General features: G+C 68.2%; 15 protein-coding genes. 8 read left to right on the top strand and 7 right to left on the bottom strand.

Features of this window, described 5'->3' with window-relative positions; translation table 11 throughout:
* Positions 1-18: 18 nt before the first annotated feature.
* Positions 19-924, bottom strand: a complete 906-nt coding sequence (locus tag ABL840_RS01325; protein WP_093307488.1) for a UPF0280 family protein — start codon at positions 922-924, stop codon at positions 19-21.
* 2 nt (positions 925-926) lie between these two features.
* Entirely contained in the window at positions 927-2,549 is a 1,623-nt protein-coding gene (locus ABL840_RS01320) for a 6-hydroxynicotinate reductase (RefSeq protein ID WP_093307487.1), read from the bottom strand.
* 323 nt (positions 2,550-2,872) lie between these two features.
* Here ABL840_RS01320 and ABL840_RS01315 point away from each other — a divergent pair, with 323 nt between their 5' ends.
* From ABL840_RS01315 to ABL840_RS01305, 3 genes are read left to right on the top strand one after another with little or no spacing between them, the layout of a single operon-like run.
* Complete coding sequence (locus tag ABL840_RS01315; protein ID WP_093206758.1) at positions 2,873-3,646, top strand: ferredoxin--NADP reductase; 774 nt, start codon at positions 2,873-2,875, stop codon at positions 3,644-3,646.
* A 32-nt stretch (positions 3,647-3,678) separates the two neighbouring features.
* On the top strand, positions 3,679-4,458 hold the full coding sequence (locus ABL840_RS01310) for a TetR family transcriptional regulator (RefSeq protein WP_093307486.1): 780 nt from the start codon (positions 3,679-3,681) through the stop codon (positions 4,456-4,458).
* Positions 4,413-5,612 (top strand): amidohydrolase family protein, encoded by a 1,200-nt coding sequence (locus ABL840_RS01305; RefSeq protein ID WP_093307485.1) that lies wholly within the window; start codon positions 4,413-4,415, stop codon positions 5,610-5,612. The genes ABL840_RS01310 and ABL840_RS01305 overlap by 46 nt, the downstream gene beginning before the upstream one ends.
* A 34-nt stretch (positions 5,613-5,646) precedes the next feature.
* Here ABL840_RS01305 and ABL840_RS01300 read toward each other — a convergent pair whose 3' ends face one another.
* From ABL840_RS01300 to metH, 4 genes are read right to left on the bottom strand one after another with little or no spacing between them, the layout of a single operon-like run.
* The gene (locus ABL840_RS01300) at positions 5,647-6,048 is read right to left on the bottom strand and encodes a GtrA family protein (RefSeq protein WP_093307484.1); all 402 of its coding nucleotides are present in this window, start codon (positions 6,046-6,048) and stop codon (positions 5,647-5,649) included.
* Positions 6,045-7,037: a glycosyltransferase family 2 protein gene (locus ABL840_RS01295; RefSeq protein ID WP_093307483.1), complete on the bottom strand. Its 993-nt coding sequence runs from the start codon at positions 7,035-7,037 to the stop codon at positions 6,045-6,047. The genes ABL840_RS01300 and ABL840_RS01295 overlap by 4 nt, the downstream gene beginning before the upstream one ends.
* Positions 7,034-8,842: an ArnT family glycosyltransferase gene (locus ABL840_RS01290; RefSeq protein ID WP_093307482.1), complete on the bottom strand. Its 1,809-nt coding sequence runs from the start codon at positions 8,840-8,842 to the stop codon at positions 7,034-7,036. The genes ABL840_RS01295 and ABL840_RS01290 overlap by 4 nt, the downstream gene beginning before the upstream one ends.
* Positions 8,843-8,894: 52 nt before the next feature.
* A complete protein-coding gene (gene metH / locus ABL840_RS01285; RefSeq protein ID WP_093307481.1) occupies positions 8,895-11,633 on the bottom strand; it encodes a methionine synthase in 2,739 nt (912 codons plus the stop codon).
* A 309-nt stretch (positions 11,634-11,942) separates the two neighbouring features.
* On the opposite strand from metH, the gene ABL840_RS01280 reads away from it, so the two are divergent.
* Positions 11,943-12,833, top strand: a complete 891-nt coding sequence (locus tag ABL840_RS01280) for an esterase/lipase family protein (protein WP_093307513.1) — start codon at positions 11,943-11,945, stop codon at positions 12,831-12,833.
* A 7-nt stretch (positions 12,834-12,840) separates the two neighbouring features.
* Positions 12,841-13,773 (top strand): lipase secretion chaperone, encoded by a 933-nt coding sequence (locus ABL840_RS01275; RefSeq protein ID WP_093307480.1) that lies wholly within the window; start codon positions 12,841-12,843, stop codon positions 13,771-13,773.
* Between the two features lie 45 nt (positions 13,774-13,818).
* Here the strand turns inward: ABL840_RS01275 and ABL840_RS01270 are convergent, their stop codons facing one another.
* Positions 13,819-14,259, bottom strand: coding sequence for a PACE efflux transporter (locus tag ABL840_RS01270; RefSeq protein ID WP_093206750.1), 441 nt, complete (start codon positions 14,257-14,259; stop codon positions 13,819-13,821).
* A 100-nt stretch (positions 14,260-14,359) separates the two neighbouring features.
* Between ABL840_RS01270 and ABL840_RS01265 the strand changes: the two genes are divergently transcribed.
* The 3 genes from ABL840_RS01265 to ABL840_RS01255 all read left to right on the top strand — a co-directional run bounded on the left by ABL840_RS01265 (position 14,360) and on the right by ABL840_RS01255 (position 17,061).
* Positions 14,360-15,283 carry a LysR family transcriptional regulator gene (locus tag ABL840_RS01265; protein WP_093307479.1) on the top strand — a complete coding sequence of 308 codons (924 nt, stop codon included), beginning with the start codon at positions 14,360-14,362 and terminating at the stop codon, positions 15,281-15,283.
* Positions 15,284-15,324: 41 nt separating this feature from the next.
* Positions 15,325-15,939 carry a TetR/AcrR family transcriptional regulator gene (locus ABL840_RS01260; protein ID WP_093307478.1) on the top strand — a complete coding sequence of 205 codons (615 nt, stop codon included), beginning with the start codon at positions 15,325-15,327 and terminating at the stop codon, positions 15,937-15,939.
* Between the two features lie 87 nt (positions 15,940-16,026).
* On the top strand, positions 16,027-17,061 hold the full coding sequence (locus ABL840_RS01255) for an NADP-dependent oxidoreductase (RefSeq protein ID WP_093307477.1): 1,035 nt from the start codon (positions 16,027-16,029) through the stop codon (positions 17,059-17,061).
* Positions 17,062-17,074: the final 13 nt, after the last annotated feature.

Genomic DNA, 17,074 nt, shown 5'->3' with positions numbered 1-17,074 from the left:
AAAGAACCTTGCTTTTCGTTAAGCAAATACTGAACCAACGGATTTCGGCAGCTCTGTGTCGAGCGCCTTCGAGCATAAGGGCTCGACAAGTCTCCACTGCCCCTGACAAACGAGTAGAGCGGCCCAGACGAGCCCTCCTTTTTGCAGGACCTTGGCGCACACCACGCCCGTATCGAGTGCGCTGCGCACCTGCGCGGGGGCCAGCGTCGGCACGTCGACGGTGACGAGCGTGTCGCCGAGATCGCTGTCGTCCTTGCACTCGTTCGCGGGGCGGCGCGCGATGGCATCGTCGTCCACGTCGACGGCATTGGCGATCACTGTCGCGGCGGCATCGGCCTGCGCTGCCGTGGCGGCCAGCACCGTCACGCTGTCGGCGATGCCCAGCGAGAAACTGCGCCCGCGCCAGCCGCTGGTGGCGACGCCGCGCACGGGCTGGTCGGCGCGCAGCTCGAACTGGCCATCCGTCGTGAGGATGCCGCTACTATCTCGCCAGTCGAAACGCGCGATGTCGGCGAACACCCCCACGCGCGCGGACTGCCCGGGCGCGAGGTGCAGCGCGATGTCGCCGCCGTTGTTGATCCACGCGCGCTCGATGCCGGGGCGCTCGTAGAAGGCGATGAGCTCCTGCGCGACCGAACCGGCCACCGCCGCCATCGGCGTGATGAACATCGGAGAGAACGCGGCGCAGGCATCCCACATGCGACGGGCCACCACGTTGCGCGGCCGCATCTTTTCAGTGACGGGCAGACGCAGCAGCGGCAGTTCGCGCACCAGTTCGTCGAGCACGTGGACGAAGCGCGCCCAGGCAGCGTCGTGCGCAGCGGCCACGGCGTACGGGTCGCCGTACGCCTCGGCCACGATGTCGATCGGGCCGTGGTTGAAGTGCCAGCGGCTCTTGTCGAGCGCACTGCGTTGGGCGGACATGATCAGCCCAGCATCGGGGCGTGGCCGAGCGGCCACGGGTTGGCGTCGTCCACCGCGAGCCATTGGCGCGCAAGCGGTGCGCCGTCTTCCTGCCATGCACCACGCGCGAGCGCCTGTTCGAGCGGGAAGATGTGTTCGACGTGGCCGCCGAGCGCCTCGTAGTCGTCGCGCCGCATGCTGAACTCGATGGGCGCGACGATGGCCGGAGTGGGCACGGTGCCGAAGCTGTTGTCGGGCATGCGCATGACGTCGGCCATCACCGTGATGCCGCCGCCCGGCCACACGTAGGCCGGCGCACCGCCGCAGGTGACGTTGACCAGCGCGCGCTTGATGGCGCGCGTGAGCAGCACCGGGTTCTCGGTGACCCCCGCGCGCAGGCTGCCGCCTGCACCGCCGAGGAACAGCACGGTGCACAGCGAGGGTTCGCAGTTCTCGCCGATGCGATCGACGATGCGCTTCACCTCGGGCGGCATGGGCTGCTCGACGGGCTTGAGCGCGTCGTCGAGCACGTACCACTGCGCATGCTCACCGGTGGTCGAAGTCATGAGCAGGCGCAGGCCGGGGCGCGCGACGCCCTCTTCCCAGCCTTCGATGATCGCGAGCGGATCGGCGATGTCGGTGCCGCCCCAGCCGTTGCCCGGGTTCGCCACCTGGAAGTAGCGCCCCGGCGTGGACTTGCGCCCCAGCATCTGGATGCCCGAGGGCGCCATGTCGAGGCAGCGGCCGGCCTGGTGCTCGGTGAGCACGCCGGTGATGTGGTCGTCGACCACCACCACCTCGTCGGCCACGCCGGCGAACTGGCGCGCGAAGATGCCGACCGCCGCCGAGCCGCAGCCCACGCGCATGCGCTGCTCTTCCACGCCGTTGACGATGGGCGCCTTGCCCGCCTGGATGACGAGGGTGGAGCCGCCGTCGATGGTGCACTCCACCGCCTTCTTGTTGCCCAGCAACTGCATCAGCTCGGCCGTCATGCGGCCTTCCTTCTTGCTGCCGCCGGTGAGGTGATGAACGCCGCCGAGCGAGAGCATCTGCGAGCCGTATTCGGCCGTGGTCACGTGGCCCACGACCTCGCCGCGGTAGCGCACGTTGGCCTGCTCGGGGCCCAGGAAGCGGTCGGTGTCGATCTTCACCTTGAAGCTGCAGTAGCTGAAGATGCCTTCGGTGACGACGGTGACCATGTCCACGCCCCGGGCCTTGGAGGCCACGATGAAGGGGGCGGGCTTGTAGTCGGGGTAGGTGGTGGAGGAGCCCACGCCGGTGACGAAGACTTCGTCGGAGTGCAGCAGGTCGCCGTTCCAGTCGGGGGCGGCATCGGCCGACTCGGCAGCTTCGGCGCCCGGGCGGTCGAAGGGCACCAGCACGGGCGCTTCGCTCTCTATCGTGCGGCGCAGCAGCACCACGGGATCGACGCGCACCAGCACGCCCTCTTTATTGGCATAGCGGTCGCAGGCGCCGGTGCGGCCGTCGGAGATCTGGCACAGCACCGGGCAGGCGTTGCACTCGACCTTGGCGGAGCTCATGCGCTCGTTGCGCAGCGGTGCCTTGCCGAAGGCGCTGCTGCCGGCTTCGGCCACCACGGGCATGTCCATGCCCGGGAGGCCGTCTGTCTTGGTGTGTTCTGTCATCGGGGCGATCTCTTGGCGTTCGGTCGTGTGCGAAGGTGCAATTGCAGGCTGCCGGGGTTTGCAACAAACGTGCCGTCCGCCCGCTTGTGCATCGACTTCCGTTTGTGTAGCATTCCCTACACTTTCATGTTGCATTCACTACATCAAAGGTCAATGTAGCAAACGGGCCCGATGCTTGCAATGGTGTTTTCTCGCGGTGTTCATCGGGGTTTCTCCGACCAACGACAATGGAGGGTTCGGAGCCGGCCGGCGGCTTTCGCCCCAAAGGCGTGCACGCAGGCTAAGCCAACCTCCCTAGTTACCAACCAACTCTTGAGTTCCGTATGAGTGCATTCAGCGAAGAACGCGTCCTGAGCGTCCACCACTGGACCGACCGCCTGTTCACCTTCACCACCACGCGCGACCCGGCGCTGCGCTTCTCGAACGGTCATTTCACGATGATCGGCCTGAAGGTCAACAACAAGCCCCTGCTGCGCGCCTACAGCATCGTGAGCCCGAACTACGAGGAGCATCTCGAGTTCCTGAGCATCAAGGTGGAAGAAGGCCCGCTGACCTCGAAGCTGCAGCACATCCAGGTGGGCGACACCATCATCGTGGGCCGCAAGCCCACCGGCACGCTGCTGATCGACTACACGCTGCCGGCCAAGCGCCTGTACCTGTTCGGCACCGGCACCGGCCTCGCACCGTTCATGAGCATCATCCGCGACCCGGACACCTACGAGAAGTTCGAGCAGGTCATCCTGGTGCACGGCGTGCGCCAGGTCGACGAGCTGGCCTATCACGACCTCGTGACCGACCACCTGCCCAAGCACGAGTTCCTGGGCGAGATGATCGCCAAGCAGCTGCTGTACTACCCGACGGTCACGCGCGAGGAGTTCCGCAACCAGGGCCGCATCACCGACCTGATCGAGAGCAACAAGCTCACCGACGACCTCGGCCTGCCGCCGCTGAACGTCGAGGAAGACCGCGTCATGCTGTGCGGCAGCCCCGGCCTGCTGGTCGACCTGAAGCACATCCTCGAGAAGCGCGGCTTCAAGGAAGGCAACACCAGCACGCCGGGCGACTTCGTCGTCGAGCGCGCCTTCGCCGAGAAGTAAAGAAGCACGGCATCGCGCGCGCAGACAGATAGATGGCCGACAACAGCCGCTCCGCCTCCCACAAGCCCAAGCCGCAGCGCCGCACGGGCGTGCGCGAGGCGGCTGCCCAGGCCACGCGCGACAGCATCCTGAAGGCGGCGACCAAGGTCTTCGCCAGATACGGCTACGACGGCGGCAGCGTGGAGAAGATCTCCAAGGCCGCGAAGTCGTACGACCGGATGATCTACTACTACTTCGGCAGCAAGGAAGGCCTCTTCATTGCAGTGCTCGAAGGCATCTACCAGCGCATGGACGACGCCGAAGCGGCCATCGCGCTCGACGCCTCGCGGCCGGTGGACGCGCTCACCGAAGTCATCCGCTTCGTGCTGGGCTACTACCGCAAGAACCCCGAGTTCGTCACGCTGCTGAACACCGAGAACCTGCACAAGGGCCGGCACATTTCGAAGTCGCTGCGCGCCCGCGAGTACTCGTCGCGCGCGGTGGCGATCATTGCGGAGATCCTGGCGAGCGGCGCCTCGCAGGGCCTGTTCCGCAAGGATCTGGTGGCACGCGACATCTACCTGCTGATCGCGTCCACGGGCTACTTCTACACATCCAACCGGCACACGCTCACCGCCTTCCTCGGTGAACCGCTGGAGTCGCCCGAGGCCATCGCGCACTGGGAAGACTTCGTGATCGAGACGCTGCTGCGCACGGTGCGCGCGGACGCCGACGAGCCGCAGGACGACGAGAACAACTCCACCACATCCCACGAGGACACATCGAAATGGCAGAAATCGCAGCCGGCGGCAAGTCGGGCAAGGTCGTCATAAGGAACATCGGGCTGCTGCTCTCGGGCGACATCGACAAGCCCATCCTCGATGCCGACACCATCGTCGTGAACGACGGCCTGATCGTCGCGGTCGGCAAGGAAAAGGACTGCGACCTCGAAGGCGCGGTCACCGTCATCGACGCGAAGAAGACCTGCGTGGCGCCCGGCCTGATCGACAGCCACGTGCACCCGGTGTTCGGCGACTGGACCCCGCGCCAGGGCCAGCTCGGCTGGATCGACTCCACCATGCACGGCGGCGTGACGACGATGATTTCCGCCGGCGAAGTGCACCTGCCCGGCCGCCCCAAGGACATCGTGGGCCTGAAGGCCCTGGCCATCACCGCGCAGCGCGCCTTCGACAACTTCCGCCCCGGTGGCGTGAAGGTGCTGGCGGGCGCGCCCGTCATCGAGAAGGGCATGGTCGAGAGCGACTTCAAGGAACTGGCCGAGGCCGGCGTGGGGCTGCTGGGCGAAGTGGGCCTGGGCTCGGTCAAGGCCGGCTACGAGGCCAAGGAGATGGTGGCCTGGGCGCGCAAGTACGGCATCCAGAGCACGATTCATACGGGCGGCCCGTCGATCCCTGGCTCGGGCCTGATCGACAAGGACGTGGTGCTCGAGGCCGATGCCGACGTCATCGGCCACATCAACGGCGGCCACACCTCGCTGCCCGAGGCGCACGTGTGCGAGCTGTGCGAGAAGAGCTCGCGCGCCATCGAGATCGTGCACAACGGCAACGAGAAAGTCGCCATCGCGGCGGCAAAGGCGGCACTTGAACTCAAGTGCCCGCACCGCGTGATCCTCGGCACCGACGGCCCTGCCGGTTCGGGCGTGCAGCCGCTGGGCATCCTGCGCATGGTAGCGATGCTGTCGTCCATCGCGAACATCCCTGCCGAGCTGGTGTTCTGCTTCGCGACGGGCAACACCGCGAAGATCCGCAAGCTCAACTGCGGCCTGGTCGAGGTGGGGCGCGCCGCCGACTTCGTGTTCATGGACCGCGCCCAGCATTCGCCCGCGCCGGGGCTGCTCGAGAGCGTGCAGCTCGGCGACATCCCGGGCGTGGGCATGGTGATGATCGACGGCATCGTGCGCTGCGGCCGCAGCCGCAACACGCCGCCGGCGACCGAGATTCCGGTGGTCGTCTCGGGCGCGCACTGAGCACGATGCGGCGCAATGCGCCGCATCGCCGGCCTCAGCCGTTGCGGTGCGAGCGAAAGACCAGGTAGCGCGCCGACAGGAAGTTGGCGCTCATGCCCGCGAGGCTGCCGAGCGCCACGCCCAGGGCCGCGGCCCAGCGGCCTTCCACCCAGTGCAGCGTCAGCACATAGGCGCCGTAGTTGAGCACCGCGCCGGCCGCCATGGTCGCCAGGTAGCCCAGGTACTCGCGCCAGATCGAGCGGCTGGCGGCCGCGCTCGCCGCGAAGGTGTAGCGGCGGTTGAAGGCCCAGGTGGTGGTGGCCGCCGCGAGGAACGACACCACCCGCGCGACATACCAGCCCAGCAGCGGCGCCAGCAGGTACAGCACCACCACGTCGACCACGAGCCCGATCACGCCGACGGCGGCGAACGCGAGAAACTCGCGGCCGATCTTCATCGCGAGGCCTGCTCACGCACGCTGGGGATCGCGAGATAGCTCAGCCGCTTGGCCTCCCGCCGCCCCAGGGTGATGGCCTGCATGATGACGCCGCACACGAAGGACAGCATGGCCGCCAGCATCGCGCCGGTGGCCAGCACCGCCGTGGGGAGCCGGGGCACCAGGCCGGTCTGCATGTAGGTCATGAAGAGCGGCACGACCAGTGCCACCGACATCAGCACCAGCAGCCCGCCGATGATCGAGAAGAACTGCAGCGGCCGCTCGCTCACGAACAGCTTGCAGATGGTCTTGAGGATGCGCCAGCCGTCGCGATAGGTCGAGAGCTTGCTGACCGAGCCTTCGGGCCGCGTGCTGTAGGCGGTGGCTTCCTCGGCATAGGGCATGCGCAGCTCGAGCGCGTGCACGGTGAGCTCGGTCTCCGTCTCGAAGCCCCGCGACAGCGCCGGGAACGACTTGGCATAGCGCCGCGAGAACACGCGGTAGCCCGAGAGCATGTCGGTGAGGCCACCGCCGAAGAGCTGCGCCACCGCGCCCGTGAGCATGCGGTTGCCGAAGCGATGGCCGGCGCGGTAGGTGTGCGCGTCCTGGCCGTCGTCCACGCGGCTGCCGACCACCATGTCGAGGTTGTCGTGCACCAGCCGTTCGACGAGGCGCGGCGCGGCGCCGGCGTCGTAGGTGGCGTCGCCGTCGGTCATCACGTACACGTCGGCATCGACGTCGGCGAACATGCGCCGCACCACGTTGCCCTTGCCGCGCAGCGCCACGTGCGTGACGGTGGCGCCGGCCGCGCGCGCCACGGCGGCCGTGTCGTCGCTGGAGTTGTTGTCGAAGACGTGGATCTCGGCCCCGGGCAGCGCGGCACGAAAACCCTGCACCACCTGCGCGATAGCCAGCGCCTCGTTGTAGCAGGGGATGACCACGGCGATGCGCAGGCCGCTGCTGCTGCTGCTGCGGATCGGGCTGCTGGAGAGGTCTGCGTCGTCGGTCATGGTGCGACGGGAAGGATACGGTAGACGCGGCTGCCGTCCTTCTCGTATTCCACGGCGAAGTACTTGTCGAAGTCGATGCGCGCGCTGAACACCGGCGCCACCGAGTCGGGCAGCACGACCGCGACGAAGCCCATACCCGAGAGCTTTCGTGCGAGGTCGCCGCCCGACAGGCGCCCGAAGTCGGTATAGCGCCAGGGCCCGAGGGTGTCGCCCCAGATGGGGTTGGGGCCGTAGTAGATCGCCTCGTTCAACGCGACCTGGTAGACGCGGCCCTTGGCGGTCCGGCGCAGGTAGTCCATGACGGCATAGCCCGGCACATGCTTGCGCAGCACGGCCTCGCGGGCCTCGGGCGTGACCGCGACCATCGAGACCTTGACCGCGGTCTGGCGCACGGAGACGGCGGCCATCGCGGCCAGCAGCAGCACGAGCACCCAGTCGCCCACGCGGGCGCCGGAGCGCGCCACGGTGGGACCGGCATCCTGCGGCTGCGGCGCCTTCGCACCGAACAGCCGCTTCACGCCCGACGCCGCCCAGCCGAACAGCACCTGCCAGCCGATGGCCGCGATGGCCGCCAGCAGCGGGAACGAAGCCGTCAGGTAGCGCGGGTAGCGCGAGGTCGCGACCCACACCACCAGCGAGTACAGGCAGAACCAGCCGGCGGCGCGCACGGCCGCGGAGCGCTTCCAGAGCACGCTGAACGGCGCGAAGAACACGGACCAGATCAGCGCGTTGGGCAGCTCGGCATGCACGCGCACGTCGGCCACCTGCTGCACGTAGTCGGCCGGCGTCCATTCTGTGAAGCCGAACACCCGCGCGCCGATGGGGTTGAAGGGGTCGCCCGTCATGATGGCGTTGCGCGCATACCAGTACACGCAGGGAATCAGGAAGCAGACGAACACCAGCGCCCAGGCCTTGGGGCTGCGCTCGTGGCGGAAGACGAACGGCGCCACCAGCGGCAGGAAGACCAGCGCCTGGTACTTCGAGCCCGCGGCCACGCCGAGGCAGAACGCCGCCAGGCCGAGCCAGCGGATGCCGCCGTGCGTGGGCTTGCCGGGCTCCGATTCGCGCCACCACCACAGCGCCACGCAGGCCGACAGCACGAACAGCGCCACGCCCATGTCGATCAGCGCGTTGGAATAGTCGCCGAGCCCCAGCCAGATGGCCGCGCCGATGCATGCGGTGAGCCGGTTGGCGTGCAGCATGCCGAGGCGATAGATCATCACGACCGACAGCGCGCCGGCCAGGGCGTTCAGGAAGTGCGGCAGCACGTCGTCGCCCAGCTGCAGCGCGGCGGCGTACAGCAGGTTGTAGTTGTACGGGAACCAGGGGTAGCGCAGCCAGTCGTGGATGCCCAGCGAGCCCTGCTGCGCCACCTGGCGCGCGTAGGGCAGGTGGTACATCAGCTCGTCGAAGGCGATGGGCGGCGCGAGCGGCGCCACCAGCGCCGGCAGCACGACCAGGGCCAATGCGATCGCCGCGACGCGTTCCGGATAGCTCCAGGGCACGGCCTGCACGTTGGCGAGCAGCGCGCGCCGCTCGCGCAGCCACGCCGGCAGCTGCACCGCCGCAGCCAGCACGCCCACCACGACGAGGGCCACGGTCGCGCCGACCTTGAAGGCTCCGAAGATGGCCAGCGCCTGGAACGCGCAGATGAACAGGCCCACGCCAAGCGCCACGGCCATGGCGGCCTCGAGCCCCGCATCGCGGCGCGGCGGCGGCGCCAGGCGGCCCAGCAGCGCGCGTCCATAGCCCCAGCAGCCCACCACGAAGACCGCCAGTGCCGCGTACTGCGCGGCTGCAAACATCAGCTTCTGAATAACAACTCCCCGGGCCGGGCGGCCGCACCGGCCGGCAGGTTCAAAGATTGGGCGCGAGCAGGCGCTCGAGGTCGGCTTCGCTTTCCTTGCGCCGCGCGGCCTGGTCCTGCAACTGGTCGTGCCCGATCTTGCCGACGTTGAAGTACGTCGAATCGGGGTGGCTCAGGTAGAACCCGCTCACGCTGGCGGCGGGCATCATAGCGAGGCTTTCCGTCAGGCTCATGCCAATGTCCGCGCAGTTCAGAAGGTCGAACATGGGCTTCTTCACGCTGTGGTCGGGGCATGCCGGATAGCCGGGCGCGGGGCGGATGCCGCGGTACTTCTCCGCGATCATGTCGTCGTTGCTCAGGCTCTCGTCGCTCGCGTAGCCCCAGAGGTCGGTGCGCACGCGGTGGTGCAGCGCCTCGGCGAAGGCCTCGGCCAGCCGGTCGGCCAGGGCCTTGAGCATGATGGCCGAATAGTCGTCGAGGTCGTCGACGAAGTACTTTTCCTTCTTCTCCACGCCCAGGCCGGCCGTGACGGCGAACATGCCGACGTAGTCCTTCACGCCACTGTCCTTCGGCGCAACGAAGTCGGCCAGGCAGCGGCTCGGGCGCATCACGCCGTCGATCTCGTGCTTCTCGGTCTGCTGGCGCATGCCGTACCAGGTGAGCGCAACCTCGCTGCGCGACTCGGCGGTGTACAGCTCGATGTCGTCGTCGTTCACCGTATTGGCGGGCCAGAAGCCGACCACGCCGCTCGCGCTGAGCCAGCGGCCCTCGATGAGGCGCTTGAGCATGCGCTGGCCGTCGCCGTACACGCGCACGGCCTCGGTGCCGACGATCTCGTCCTTCAGGATGGCCGGGAACGGGCCCGCCAGGTCCCAAGTCTGGAAGAACGGGCCCCAGTCGATGTACTTCGCGAGCTCGGTCAGGTCGAAGTTCCTGAACACGCGCCGCCCGATGAACTTGGGCACCGGCGGCAGGTAGTTCGCGAAGTCGACGGGCGTCTTGTTGGCGCGCGCCTTGGCCAGCGGCCACAGCGGCACCTGCTTCTTGTTGGCGTGCTGCTCGCGCACCTTGTGGTAGTCGGCGTTGATCTCGTCGATGTACGCCGTGGCCTGGTCGCTCAGCAGGCTCTGCGCCACGCTCACGCTGCGCGAGGCGTCGGGCACGTAGACCACGGGGCCCTCGTAGTGCGGCGCGATCTTCACGGCCGTGTGCACGCGGCTGGTGGTGGCGCCGCCGATCAGCAGCGGAATCTTCTTGATGCGGAAGTGGTCGTCCTTCTGCATCTCGCCGGCCACGTACTGCATTTCTTCCAGGCTCGGCGTGATGAGGCCCGACAGGCCCACGATGTCCGCGCCCTCGACCTTCGCCTTGGCCAGGATTTCGTGGCAAGGGACCATCACGCCCATGTTCACCACTTCGAAGTTGTTGCACTGGAGCACGACGGTGACGATGTTCTTGCCGATGTCGTGCACGTCGCCCTTCACGGTGGCGATGATGATCTTGCCCTTGGTGCGCACGTCGCGGCCCGCGGCCTCGTCCTGGCGCTTTTCTTCCTCGATGTAGGGAATGAGGTGGGCCACGGCCGACTTCATCACGCGCGCCGACTTCACCACCTGCGGCAGGAACATCTTGCCCTGACCGAACAGGTCGCCCACGATGTTCATGCCGTCCATCAGCGGGCCTTCGATCACGTGCAGCGGACGGCCGCCGGTGGCGAGGATCGCGCGGTAGGCCTCTTCCGTGTCTTCGACGATGAAGTCGGTGATGCCGTGCACCATCGCGTGCGACAGGCGCTGGTTGACCGGCACCGGGTTTTCCGGCGTGCCGCGCCATTCGAGCTTCTTGCTGTCGTCCTTGGCGCCACTCTTGGCGGTCTCGGCCACTTCGACGAGGCGTTCGCCGGCATCGGGGCGGCGGTTGAGCACCACGTCTTCGACGCGCTCGCGCAGGCCGGGCTCGAGGTCGTCGTACACGCCCACCATGCCTGCGTTGACGATGCCCATGTCCATGCCCGCCTTGATCGCGTGGTACAGGAACACGGTGTGGATGGCCTCGCGCACCGGGTCGTTGCCGCGGAAGCTGAAGCTCACGTTCGACACGCCGCCCGACACCTTCGCACCCGGCAGGTTCTGCTTGATCCAGCGCACGGCCTCGATGAAGTCGACCGCGTAGTTGTCGTGCTCCTCGATGCCGGTGGCAATGGCGAAGATGTTCGGGTCGAAGATGATGTCCTCGGGCGGGAACCCCACCTCGTCCACCAGGATGCGGTAGGCGCGCTCGCAGATCTCGATCTTGCGCGCGTAGGTGTCGGCCTGGCCCTTCTCGTCGAAGGCCATCACCACGGCGGCGGCGCCGTAGCGCTTCACCAGCATGGCCTCGTGCTTGAACTTGTCGACGCCCTCCTTCATGGAGATGGAGTTGACGATGCCCTTGCCCTGGATGCAGCGCAGCCCCGCCTCGATGACCTCCCACTTCGAGCTGTCGACCATCACCGGCACACGCGCGATGTCGGGCTCGCTGGCGATGAGGTTGAGGAAGCGGACCATCGCGGCCTTGCTGTCGAGCATGGCCTCGTCCATGTTCACGTCGATCACCTGCGCGCCGTTCTCGACCTGCTGGCGCGCCACGGCCAGCGCTTCTTCGAACTGGCCGTTGAGGATCATGCGCGCGAAGGCCTTGGAGCCCGTGACGTTGGTGCGCTCGCCGATGTTGACGAACAGCGTGCCTTCGCCGATGGAGACCGGCTCCAGGCCTGAGAGCTTCATGGGAGGCGGCATTGGGGAAGACATGGTTGGACTCGGGGGCAAAAGCGGTTATTCGTGCGCGGGTTGGGGGAGTCTATCGCCCTCGCATGCGCTGCAGTTACTGCAGGAGTAAGTCCGAATCATGAAAGGGAAAGTCCGGATCGCTCCCACCCCCGTCTGTTTCGCAGAATGAAAAGTGCACGCTCGTTCTTTTTTGCGTGCCCCCAAACCGATCAACCCACAAAGGGAGTTCCGATGATTCGACTGAAGAGGATTGCGGCTTCGAGGACCAAGACGACGGGCAGGAAGAACGGCACGGCACGGCGGACGGCCGGCGCGCTGCTGGTGTGCGGCATGCTGGCGCTCGCGCCCATGACGCAGACGGCGCAGGCGGCCAACACCAGCGCGCAGACGGCCTATCCGATCGTGCTGGTGCACGGCATGCTGGGCTTCGACACCGTCGCGGGCATCGACTACTGGTACGGCATCCCCGGCGAGCTGCGCGCCCAGGGCGCCAAGGTCTTCGTCGCCGAGGTGGCGGCCACCAACAGCAGCGAGGTGCGCGGCGAGCAGCTGCTCAAGCAGGTCAAGGACGTGCTGGCGCTGACCGGCGCGAGCAAGGTCAACCTGATCGGCCATTCGCACGGCGGCCCGACGGCGCGCTACGTCTCGGGCGTGGCGCCGCAGCTGGTGGCCTCGGTCACGACGGTGGGCAGCCCGCACAAGGGCAGCAAGGTGGCCGACGTGCTCGGAGACACGCTGCCGGACGGCAGCATCAGCCGGGCCGTGGTGGTGAGCGTGGTCAACGCCTTCTCAAGCCTCATCGGCATCCTCTCGGGCAACAACACGCCGCAGAACGGGCTGGGCGCGCTGAACTCGCTCAACACCGCCGGCTCGGCGAAGTTCAACGCCAAGTTCCCCGACGGCGTGCCCACCACGGCCTGCGGCAACGGCTCCGAGCTGGTCAACGGCGTGCGCTACTTCTCCTGGTCGGGCAACCAGCCGCTGACCAACGTGTTCGACGCGTCCGACTACCCGCTGTCGCTGGCGGGCGTGGTGCACGGCGAAGCCAACGACGGCCTGGTGTCGACCTGCAGCGCGCGCCTGGGCACCTACCTCGGCAGCTACCGGCAAAACCACCTGGACGAGGTCAACCAGATGCTCGGGCTGCGCGACCTGTTCTCGGTGAGCCCGGTGACGCTCTACGCGAACCAGGCGGCGAAGCTGAAGCAGCTCGGCCTCTGAGGAAACGATGCCCCGCAAGCTCCTGCGGCCGCTCGCGGCGGCCGCGGTGGTGCTGGCAGCGGGCGCGGCGTGGTGGCTGGCCGGCGGCGAGGAGGCGCCGGCTCCCTCGGTCGCTTCGGCGGCGAGGCCGGCCGCCTCGTCCGCGCTGCCGGCCGTCTCCACCGCCGCATCCGGCACAAGCGTCCACGCTCCCGATCCTCTGCTGACGCCCGGCCTGCTGCGCACCTTCGAGCAGATGCTCAACGACAGCCAGGCCCGCGACAAGGAAGGCCTGATGGCCGAGATGCGCGCGAAGATCGACAAATACCTGCCGCCCGAGTGGCGAGTGCGCGCGTTGGGCCTGCTGGAGCGGTACATCGACTACCGCAACGCGCTCGAGGCGCTGCCGGCGGCCGACATCGGCGATCCGGCGGGGCTGCGCAGGATCCTCGATGCGCGCGCAGGCATCAGGGCGCGCTACTTCGCTCCCGAAGAGGTCGAGGGCCTGTTCGGCGCCGAGGAGAAATTCGACCGATTCAGCGTCGAGAAGCTGGAGATCGAGCGCAACAGGAGCCTCACGCCCGAGCAGAAGCGCGAGGCCCTCGCGAAGACCGAGGAAACCTGGCTCACGCCCGAGCAGCGGGCCGACCGCGTGGCCAGCACCGCGCAACTGGCCGTGGGCGAGCAGACCGCCGCGCTGGAGGCGCGCGGCGCGAGCCCGCAGGAACGCTTCGCGGAGCGCTCCCAGCAATACGGCCACGAGGCGGCGCAACGGCTCGCCGCACTCGACCAGCAGGAGCAGGACTGGCAGAGCCGCCTCTCGCGCTACGCCGCCGCCGACGAAGCCACGCGGACGCAGCTGCAGGCCGAGCTCTTCACGCCGCAGGAGGCGCTGCGCCTTCAGGCCGCGCTCGAAATGCGGGCGGCCGGCGAGAAAAGAAAAACGCCCTCCCCGCCATGACCGGCAGGGAGGGCGACAGGAAAGGCGGAAAGGTCCGGCCCGGCCTCAGGCCGTGACCGGCACCTTGGCGGCGGCCGAGGCCGGCAGGCCGAACACGCGGTCGAAGCCCCAGTTGAAGACGAAGGTGTAGACCAGGAAGAACACCACCAGCCCCAGGTCCATCACCAGCGCCTGCCAGAGCGTGACGCCCAGGCCCCAGGCGAACATCGGCACCAGGAAGGCGATCAGGCCGCCCTCGAAGCCGATGGCGTGCGCGATGCGGCGGCGCAGGCTGCGTCCGCGCACGACCTGGCGCGACTCCCAGCGCTCGAAGAGCGAGTTGAAGATCAGGTTCCAGATCACCGCGATGACCGATGCGGCCACCGCCATCACGCCCGAATGGCCCAGGCCGGCGTCCGTCATCAGGGCCAGTCCGGCGCTGGCGGCCACGATGGCGATGCCTTCGTAGAGGCTGATGTAGACGATGCGACGCTGAATCCCTTGCATGGCTTTCTCTCTGTGTTCGTTGATGCGATGACTGGACTTTATTTGTTGTTCGCTGATATAAAAAGTTAACTTGTTTCAGTTTTATTGAAAGATCGGCGCCATGGCCTTTTCCAGCGACAACGTCGAAGTCTTCCTGGCCGTGATCGACCACGGCTCTTTCTCGGCCGCCGCGCGGGCGCTGGGCAGGGTGCCGTCGGCCGTGAGCATGGCCATCGCCAACCTCGAGGCCGAACTCGACCTGCAGCTGTTCGACCGCAGCGGCCGCGAGCCCCAGCCCACCCCCGCCGCGCGTTCGCTGGAGCCTCAGGCGCGGCTGCTGGCGGCCCAGCTGAAGCAGCTGCAGGTGCAGGCGCTGGCGCTCACGCAGGGGCTGGAAGACCGGCTCACGCTGGCCATCGCGCCCGAGCTGCTGGCCGCGCCCTGGAGCGGCCCGCTGGCCGAGCTGGCGCGGGAGCATCCGCTGCTGCAGGTCGAGGTGCTGGCGGCCCCGCAGGCCGACGCGCTGGCGCTGCTGCACAGCGGGCGCGCGCAGCTGGCGCTGGTGTTCGAGCGCCCCAGCCTCGACGGGCGCGAAGGCTTCCAGGAAGTGGGCAGCGAGCTCATGGTGGCGGTGATGGCGCCCGACCACCCCGTGCTCGCGGCCAACGGCGGCCGGCTGCGCGAGGATCACCTGACCAACACCCGCCAGATCGTCGTGGCCGGCCGCGACCTCGCCACCAGCGACCCGCGCTTCGTGTTCGCGCGCCACGTCTGGCGCACCGACAACGCGCTGGCCGCGCTGAGCCTGATCACCGCCGGATTGGGCTGGGGCTGGCTGGCGCGCAACTTCGCCGGGCCGCACGTGGCGGCGGGTGCGCTGGTCGAGATCCCGTTCGAGAACCTCAGCAACGGGCTGGACCTGTGGGTGGACGTGGTGTGGTCACGTGAGCGCCCACTCGGCCTGGGAGCCCAGCATTTCGTGAATCTGATCGCCAAGGGCCGGGCACCGGCCGGTGAATGCAGCCCCAAGACAGGCGGAATCTGAGCGACTAGACGACTGGTCTAATTGCCGCTAGAGTGCGGTCCATGAACGCGATCGCCCCCATCACAGACGTCCGCCAGCACATCCTCGACGTGGCCCACCCGCTGCTGCTGCGGAAGGGCTTCACCGGCGTCGGGCTGGCCGAAGTACTGGCGGCGGCGAAGGTGCCGAAGGGCTCGTTCTATCACTACTTCGGCTCCAAGGAAGTCTTCGGCGAGGCGGTGCTGGAAGCCTATTTCACCGAGTACCTGGGGCGCACCGACACCCTCCTGACCGAGGGGCCCGGCACCGCCGCCCAACGGCTGATCGCCTATTTCGACGACTGGCTCGACTCGCAGACCGGCGACGAGGCGCAAAGCCGCTGCCTCGTCGTCAAGCTCGGCGCGGAGGTCTGCGACCTGTCCGAGAGCATGCGCTCGGCGCTCGCGCGCGGAACGCGCGGCATCACCGACCGGCTTGCAGGCTGCATCGAGGCCGGGCGGGCCGACGGCTCGATCGGGTCGTTGTCGCAGGGGCAGGACGCCCAGGGCGTCGCCATCGCGCTCTACCAGCGCTGGCTCGGCGCCAGCCTGCTGGCCAAGATCACGCGCGACCGCTCGTCGCTGGACGCAGCCATGCGCGACACCCGGCAGCAGTTGGGCCTGTCTTCGGACCACTGAAACCCCCGAAGCGGGAGGCGAGCGCGCTCCCGCTTTTTTTCGCCCATTCACTAGACGACTGGTCTATTCACCAAGGAGCCACGACCCATGTCCCAGAGCAACGTCAACCGCCGCATCGTCCTCGCCGCCCGGCCGCGCGGCCTTCCCACGCCGGAGAACTTCCGCCTCGAGGAAAGCCCCCTTCCCACGCCCGGCGACGGCCAGGTGCTGCTGCGCACGCTGCACCTGTCGCTCGATCCGTACATGCGCCAGCTGATGGACGAGATCCCGCCGCTCTACGCGCCCGCCTCGGTGCAGGTGGGCGAGGCGATGCCGGGCGGCACGGTCAACCGCGTCGTCGTTTCAAGGAATCCGCAGTTCCGGCCCGGCGATCTCGTGCTCGGCAACGCCGGCTGGCAGGACTACGCGCTGTCCGACGGCCAGGACCTGATGCCGCTCGGCGACATGGCGCGGCCCTCGCTGGCACTGGGCGGGCTGGGCATGCCGGCGTTCACCGCGCATGTGGGCCTGCTCGACATCGGCCAGCCGAAGCCCGGAGAGACCGTGGTGGTGGCCGCGGCGACCGGCGCGGTCGGCTCGGTGGTCGGGCAGATCGCCAGGCTCAAGGGCGCGCGCGTGGTCGGCATCGCGGGCGGGGCGGACAAGTGCCGGTACGCGGTCGAGACGCTGGGATTCGACGCCTGCCTCGACCGCCACGACCCGGAGTTCGCCGCACGCCTCGCCGCCGCCTGCCCCGAAGGCATCGACGTCTATTTCGAGAACGTCGGCGGCGCGGTGTTCGACGCGGTGCTGCCGCTGCTCAACGTCGGCGCGCGCGTGCCGGTGTGCGGGCACATCGCCGACTACAACAGCGAGGAACTGCCCTCCGGCCCGAACCGGCTGCCGCTGCTGACGGCGGCGCTGCTGCAGAAGCGCATCCGCATGCAGGGCTTCGTCATCCTCGACCACTACGGCGAGCGCTTCGACGCCTTCCGCCGCGAGATGGACGAATGGGTCGCCGCCGGCCGCGTCACGCTGCGCGAGGACCGCGTCGACGGCCTGGAGAACGCGCCGGCCGCATTCATCGGCCTGCTTCAGGGTCGCAATTTCGGCAAGCGCGTGGTGCACGTCGCCGGAGATTGAGGACGGTGGCGGC

It is taken from the genome of Variovorax sp. NFACC27, from assembly GCF_048301545.1.
Classification (GTDB): Bacteria; Pseudomonadota; Gammaproteobacteria; order Burkholderiales; family Burkholderiaceae_C; genus Variovorax; species Variovorax gossypii.
The sequence above is the reverse complement of the archived record's forward strand: the minus strand, read 5'-3'. Positions and strand labels throughout refer to the sequence as shown.